Here is a 5,165-nt window from a genome sequence, read left to right on the forward strand (position 1 = left end):
AGTTGTTGCTACAGGAATACTTCCCTCTATCAACGATACTTCATATTCATAGTTTACCGCTGCCGGTACTACTGTAGCTCTGATGATGTTATTCATCTGTGCTAAAGTAGCTCCACATGAACTTGGTGCCAATACTGTGCTTGGTATTCCAGGGGTAACAACACTACAAATATCGCCATATGGCATCCATTCTGTATTTAACAATACGGCAACCTCAACATTGTAAACTGTTCCATACTGTGCAATATCCAACGTGGATAATTGTAATACATAATTTGGACGCTCTACTACACGAACAACATTGGTTGTCATATTGGTTACTCTGAATCGGTATCCGTTTAACGCCACTCCATTTGGAATGCTTGATGAGAAGAAATCTCCTCGTAAAGCTTGATTAATCGCCGTTAGCGTTGCTCCACAATTGTCGTTACGTAAACGAGCTAAGATCACCGGACATCCATCGGTTGTACTACCATTACAGTTTTGATCAATACCATCGTAGCAGATTTCTGTTGCTCCTGGGTTGATAGCACTATTAGTATCATCACAGTCGCCGCCGATTGCTACATAACCAACTGGTTGTGAACAAGCCTCAACAACATCATTTTCATTTCCATATCCATCGCCATCAGCATCAGCATACCAAGTAAGTTTAGTACATAAAGTAACATTAAGAGAATAATCTTCTACTTGGCCAAATCCTCCTCCAATACAAGGATTATCTATACTTGTTGTTCCAAATAATTTTTTTACCCTCATTCTAGTTACACCAGCTAAAGCTGTACCAGGAATCGTAATGTTTGTAACAGCTTGTAAAGCATCTACCCCAGTAGAATTAGTAACTGAACCCGCATTGAATGTTTCTCCTGCATCATTGAAATCACCATCTTGGTTCCAATCAATAAATACTCTGAAATTATTTGCAAAATTACCGTCAGTATTACCTTTTAACGTAATTGCATATGTACTTTCTGTAGTAACTTCACCAGTTGTAGAAATAAAATTTTGATGAGCAGGAGTTCCATTCAAGGTTGCACTTGATGTATTATTTATTCCAGCAAAATTAACCAATGTGATTGGCTCAACTGCACTTGTAAATGTTAAGCCAGAACAATAAGGTGCAAAAGGATCTGCTTGAGTAGTAAAACTCCATTCAGAACAACCTACAGCATCTCCACCTCCAATTACAGATGTCGGAACAATTCTCCAAAAGTAAGTTGTACTGTAAGCAGGAGCTGTTGCATTATATGTAAACGTAGAAGCGTTTGTTGTAGTCATCAACGTTAAACTACCTGAAGTAGTTCCAAAATATACTTTATATCCAGTTGGAGCAGGACCACTAGTTGGAGCTGTCCAAGATAAAGCAACTGTACCAATTGTAACGTTTGTAGTTGCATTTGCAGGAGCTCCAATAACAGCACATTGTGTTGGATTTGGATTAACTGTTAACACACCACTATTACTATCAGAACCATTCCATTGGTTGAATGGAAAACCTCCATATACAAATGGACCTCCATTTAATCTAAAACGAGAAGCATAACGGTAAGTACCAACGACTAAAGAAGAACCGATGTTAGCTTGATATTCGTCATTATTTCCAATAGCTCCTGCGTTATGAGTAGCAGGAATCCATGTTGTCCAAGTGTTTGGATTGGAAGAAGCATCTGCACCAAGTGGGCTAATACCTATCCATGCTTCAATTCCGGCAGCTTGTCCTGAAAAACCAGGCTCAACATCTGTTAAACCTCCTTCATACACTTGAGCATAAACCGTTGTAAATTCTCCAGCTAATATAGTAGCACTTCCTGGGAATTGAAGGTTTACATAATCAGGTGTATCAGTTGGCATTGGATTAACTTGAACAGTAAAATCCAGTGTAACTCCAAATGAACCACTATAACATGGATTTGGTGGTACTTGACCTGAATCAGCCGTTCCAATTCTCATTCTATGAGCTCCTAAAGCAGCTGTCATAGGCATTGTAAATGTTGCATTTAGAGTTGTTGGATTAGTTGATAAAGAAACTCCTGTATACACTAATTCTCCTGAATCAGCGAACGAACCATTATCATTAAAATCTATCCAAATATTAGTATCGTATGTAAATCCTGTAGCAAAAGTTATTTGTGTATTTAATTCTGCTCCTTGATTAACTGAAACCACAGTAGCGGTATTATTTTGATATGTTACATCAGGAATCGTAACACTAGTTGACCCTAACACTACTTGAGTAATCCCTGAAGCATCATTACTTGTTGGAACAGATGCACAATACAATAAATCAGCACCTGTAGTAAAAGATTGTTCTAAACATCCAACAGCATCTCCATTATCATTTTTTGGAACTATTTTCCAATAGTACGTTGTGTTAGCTGCCATCACAGCTGGAGTATAGCTTAATGAAGTTACATTTGCAACAAATCCGGGATTAGAAGATGTCCCAAAATACACATCATAACTTGAAGGACTACCTGTAGCAGCAGACCAAGACAATGAAGCATTTCTAAATACATTTGTTGCTGTATCTGCCGGAACTAAACCAGTTGCACAGTTTGGAGGCAACACTGGTACGGGTGCAATTGAAAAATTATCAAAATCCAAATAATAATCACCTGCAACCCAAGTGGCAACAATTCTAAAAGTTGCAAATTGACCAGAATAAGACGCTAAGTTATAAATCTTAGTTGTCCAACTTTGATCCGTAACCGTATGATTTGTATTATTTATAGTTTGTAAATCTGCATATGATCCACCACAATCTGTGCTAATTTGAACTTTAAAATTCCCCCAGTCACCTGTTGGTGGAACTTGAGTACCAGGATAAGTAAGATTATAATTTAAAATTCTGAAATCAAATTTAAGTTCATCATTACTTCCAATTGGTCCTACAGCAATTGTATTGAATTGACCTGTTGTAGCACTTGACCACATGTTTTTATAGATTCCATTTGAAGTAACCGAATGTCCAGCAGCACCAATAGTCCACCCGGTTGTATTCCAACCAGTTGGAGTAGATGTTGTGGGGAAATCCATTGTATAAGGAGCAGTTGCAGTAGCTGCAATTACTTTTGAACCGGTAGTTGTATTGTTTCCAGCCGCTCCGTCACCGGTTACAGTTACCGTTGCCGATAAATTGTGTGTACCTGCAACTGAGAAATTAGCATTTGGGGACAACAACACAGATTGTGAAGCTCCTGTAGCTAATGTTCCAGAATTTAAAGTAGCTGATAAGGTTTGTGTAGAAGCACCTGTAACATTCAAAGTAACAGTAGCGTTGTTTGTAGAAAAATCTATTGTATTGGCACCGTTATTTGTTATCGTTACTGATACCGGAACAGAATTGTTTGCACAATTTGAAGTTGGTATGCCAGTTATTGCTGTTGCAGCCATATCAATGGCTATTACCGGTGGAGTCCATGTATAAGTTAATCCTACTGATGGAGTTACTGTATTATTAAACGTAATTGTTGCAGTATTTGATCCACCTGCTGTAGTAGCAGACCAATCTGTAGTAGATGTTCTATTATTAAAATCTGCAGAAGTTCCACCTCTTAAACCAACCTGAGGAATAATATTTCCTGTTGAATTTGGTGTAACCATGTTATAAATTACATTTATAATATTTGTAGTCTCGTTCAATCTAATTTGAAAATTCATTAAATCTCCATTAGACGCAGATGTAGAATATCTTGAAAATCCTGTAAACTGAACTACAAGAGTTCTATTAGGAGCAGATCCAATTGTTTCATATCTTATTCCATAAGTGCTTTCAAAAGCCCTTAAATGACTACCTGTACCGTTTGATGTAGCGTTAGCTGACATAGTTATTGTTGTAGCAGTTTTTGAAACTACAGTTGCACCAGTTACAATACCTGTTCCTATTAATGTCGAGCCAATGGCAAGATTATTAGTATTTCCTGCAGTAACAGTTAGGGTGGCGTTACCACTAGTTCTATTTACTACAAAATGTTGTCTTGCTATCAAATCGATACCAAATGCAGAAATAATATTGTTTATTGTACCTGACGATAATGGTGTTGAATTTGATGTAACAGTTGTTGTTCCTAAGGTAATCCAACCATTAGCATTAATACCAAAACTACTGTAATTAAGCCCATTATATGAAAATGTAAATCCAATAGGTAAATTAGAATAAACATTATCATCAATGGCTGCGGTAGTGGTAGAAGCATTATTTGTTCCACCCGTAATTGGCGTGTACGTTCCCGTTGTCTGAGAGAACGTATAATTAGCTACTTGTGCAAATGCATTGTTTCCATTCAAGAATAAAAACAAGGCAAATACACCAAGCCATGAAAAAGCAAAAGACGACCCCAATCGCCGTTTTGCAGACTTGTAATTTGTATTCATATTTTTAATTTAAAATTAGTAGATAAAATTACGTAGAATTTTATCACAAGGTTTCATCAATATTAACAAATCGTTAAAGAGCAAAAAAAAACGACAAACAACATAGTGTGTTTTGTGATAATCACATTTTAAGATGGCTGAAAATAAAAAATTATAAAAAAACTCCTCAATTTCTTGAGGAGTTTCTATTGTTGTTAACTAAGCACCTTAGTGCCTCAGTACCTTTGTTTATTGTTTATCGTTTCACCACACGAATTACGCGGGTTTCGTCTCCTTGGGTCACAATTGCATTGTATACGCCTGCAGGATAACGCTCTCCGATTTTTTGTGATGATAAATCATCTGCTTGGATGTCTTTTGTCTCTAATAAACGTCCTGCCATATCGTAGATGGCCACACTAATCGGTGCTACGTTGGAAGTTTGAATATCCAACACAAAACTATCCGCAAATGGGTTAGGATAAGCCACTACTTTGAATGGAGCTACCGCTACCTCTTCAGTTGGTGTTTTAACCTCTATCTCTTCTCTTGTCATCACCGGTGGTGCTCCAGGAGTAGTAATGTTACAATCTTTTCCAGCATAGAAGAAACCATAAATCTCTGTCTCTACTGTTACTGAATAACTTGTACCTGTTGTTAAGGCTGCCAAGGCATTGAAGTTACTCAATCTGAAGGTTCTGGTTGAAGTTGTAAAAGTTTGGTTATAACCACTTCCGTTTGTTAACGTGAAACGATATAGGGTTGCTCCTGCTACCGGTGTAGCATAGATTACTGTGTTTAACGATGCTGGG

2 protein-coding genes are annotated in these 5,165 nt (G+C 37.4%); both read right to left on the bottom strand.

Annotated features, from left to right (window positions below; genetic code table 11):
• A partial coding sequence (locus tag H601_RS16705) for a GEVED domain-containing protein (protein WP_035655999.1) occupies positions 1–4,374 on the bottom strand: 4,374 nt, incomplete at its 3' end.
• A gap of 235 nt (positions 4,375–4,609) precedes the next feature.
• Positions 4,610–5,165: T9SS type A sorting domain-containing protein (locus H601_RS15780; protein ID WP_035656001.1), on the bottom strand; the 556-nt coding region annotated here is incomplete at its 5' end.

The sequence above is a fragment of the Flavobacterium filum DSM 17961 genome (assembly GCF_000425465.1).
Taxonomy (GTDB): Bacteria; Bacteroidota; Bacteroidia; order Flavobacteriales; family Flavobacteriaceae; genus Flavobacterium; species Flavobacterium filum.